The sequence below is a fragment of the Trebonia sp. genome, assembly GCF_049794275.1.
Classification (GTDB): domain Bacteria; phylum Actinomycetota; class Actinomycetes; order Streptosporangiales; family Streptosporangiaceae; genus Trebonia.
In genome coordinates this window covers 1-2,192 of the sequence record NZ_JBARCR010000540.1, presented here as the reverse complement: position 1 = coordinate 2,192, position 2,192 = coordinate 1, and the positions used below count along the sequence as shown (strand labels likewise).

Sequence of the window (2,192 nt, the reverse complement as noted above, 5' to 3'; positions counted from 1 at the left end):
GTGGACGGAAATCTGCATGGCCTTTACCGCACTCGACGCACTGCGGGAGGGCTATGAGGTCTATCCCGTCGTGGACGCGATCGGCGGCACCTCGCCAGAAGCCCACCGCGCGGGCCTGGACCGGGTGATGCAGGCCGGAGGGCAGCCGGTCAGCTGGGTCTAGCTCGCCTGCGAGCTGCAACGCGACTGGGCACGCGACGATACGGTCGAAGCGGTCATCGAGATTGTCCTCACCGACCGCCTGCGGAAGGAGTAGCGACGGCGGATTCAGGCGACGCGCCAGACGCGCCACAGCGCGGTCGGGTCGCTGAGCGGGTCGCCGTGCACCAGCGAGAAGTCCGCGGGGCCGCCCTCCCTGATCACCCCGGCCTCTGGCTCGCCGAGCAGCTCACCGCCGCGCCAGGTCACCGCGGCCAGTGCCTCCCACGGCTCTAGCCCGGCCTCGGCCAGGGATTCGACTTCCCAGGGCAGCTGGTTGGCGCGCGCCGAGCCGCCGCCGAAGTCGGTGCCGCCCACGATGGCGACCCCGGCCGCGCGGGCGAGGCGCACGCTATGCCTGGCTAGTTCCAGCCGGTCCAGGATCCGGGTACGGCTGTCCGGCCCGGTGAACCTGGGCAGCGTCGTGGTCGTGCTGAACGTGAGCCACGACTTCATCACCGTCAGCGTGGTGACCAGCGCGACGCCGCGTTCCGCCATCAGCCGCGTGACGTCGGCGTCGAGCTCGAACCCGTGCTCGATCGAATCCGTGCCCGCCTCGGCGCACACCCGCGCGCCGGACAACCGCGAGGAATGCGCGGTCACCTTCGCGCCGCGCGCGTGCACCGCCTCAACGACCCGGCGCACCTCGGCAGCGGTCCACGGCGCGGTCTCCGGGTCCGGCCCGTCCAGGTAGAGCTTCACGAAGTCCGCGCCGTCGTCGAGCTGGCCGGCCGCCGCGGCGAGAAGCTCGTCGGCGTCACGGGCCTCGACCGACAGCCCGTCAGGCAGCGCTCCCGCCACGGTGATCCAGGTGCCGGCCGCGCGCACATACGGCCGGTCGCGACGCCCGCGCCACCGGTCCCTGACCCCGATGCTGAGCGCGCGCTCGACGCCGTCGTGCTCGCGCCGGGGAGCGCCGACATCACGCGCCCAGCGGACACCGGACCGGTGCTGCAGCTCGCCGTTGGACTCGGCCACGGCCACCAGCGTTTCCGTCGGGTCCGCACCGCGGGCGATCCAGTGTGAGCCGCCAGGCAACGTCAGGTGGCTGTGGCCGTCCACGAGGCCGGGGACGATCGTGGTACCGCCCGCGTCGACCACCTCGCACCCCGGCGGGAGATCGCCCTCATCGCCGGCTGGCCGGATCCAGCGGATCAGGCCGTCTTCCGTCAGCAGGCTGACACCTACTCGCAGCCGCGGGGAACGCCCGTCGGCCAGCGCGCCATCGCGGTACAAGGTGCCGGGCACGACCTCACTCTAGCCAGCCCGTCCGGCATCGTGGCCTACCTGTCGCTCCCGCGGGGGCATAGCCACCGGAAGTGGGTAAGGGGATCCCCAGGCGGGGGTGACGGGAGAGGCATGAGCGCTGACGACGGCGTGCCGTCCGCCGCTCAGGTCGAGGCGGCCGAGAGCGGGCGGGCGACTCATCCACGGGAACCGCATGCCGGCGGCCTCGCGGGGCGGCTGAACTGGCTGCGGGCGGCGGTGCTGGGCGCCAACGACGGGATCGTGTCGGTGGCGGGCATCGTTATCGGGGTCGCCGGGGCCACCATATCCCGCGGGCCTATCTTCACCGCCGGCCTGGCAGGACTGGTCGGCGGGGCCGTGTCGATGGCGCTGGGTGAGTACGTCTCAGTGTCCAGCCAGCGAGACAGCGAGCGAGCGCAGATCGCGCAGGAAAAACGTGAACTCGCTGCCATCCCGAAAGACGAGCTGACCGAGCTGACCGCCCTGTACGAGGCCAAGGGCCTTTCCGCGGCCACCGCCCGCACTGTCGCCGCCGAGCTGACCGCCCGCGATCCGCTGGCCGCTCACCTGGACGCCGAACTGCACATCGACCCCGCCGACATCCCCAGCCCGGTCCAGGCCGCCGCCGCTTCGGCGCTGTCATTCACCTCCGGTGCCCTGCTGCCGATGCTGGCCATCCTGCTGCCTCCGGCCACCCTGCGGGTCCCGGTCACTTTTGCCGCCGTCCTGATCGCGCTCGCCCTGAC

Annotated in this window: 3 protein-coding genes; 2 read left to right on the top strand and 1 reads right to left on the bottom strand. The window is 72.3% G+C overall.

Annotated features, from left to right (window positions below):
* Window positions 1-10: 10 nt before the first annotated feature.
* Window positions 11-163 (top strand): isochorismatase family protein, encoded by a 153-nt coding sequence (locus WA805_RS14870; RefSeq protein ID WP_425242613.1) that lies wholly within the window; start codon window positions 11-13, stop codon window positions 161-163.
* A gap of 104 nt (window positions 164-267) precedes the next feature.
* Here the strand turns inward: WA805_RS14870 and WA805_RS14865 are convergent, their stop codons facing one another.
* A complete protein-coding gene (locus tag WA805_RS14865; protein ID WP_425242612.1) occupies window positions 268-1,446 on the bottom strand; it encodes an amidohydrolase family protein in 1,179 nt (392 codons plus the stop codon).
* Between the two features lie 111 nt (window positions 1,447-1,557).
* On the opposite strand from WA805_RS14865, the gene WA805_RS14860 reads away from it, so the two are divergent.
* A partial coding sequence (locus WA805_RS14860; protein WP_425242611.1) for a VIT1/CCC1 transporter family protein occupies window positions 1,558-2,192 on the top strand: 635 nt, incomplete at its 3' end.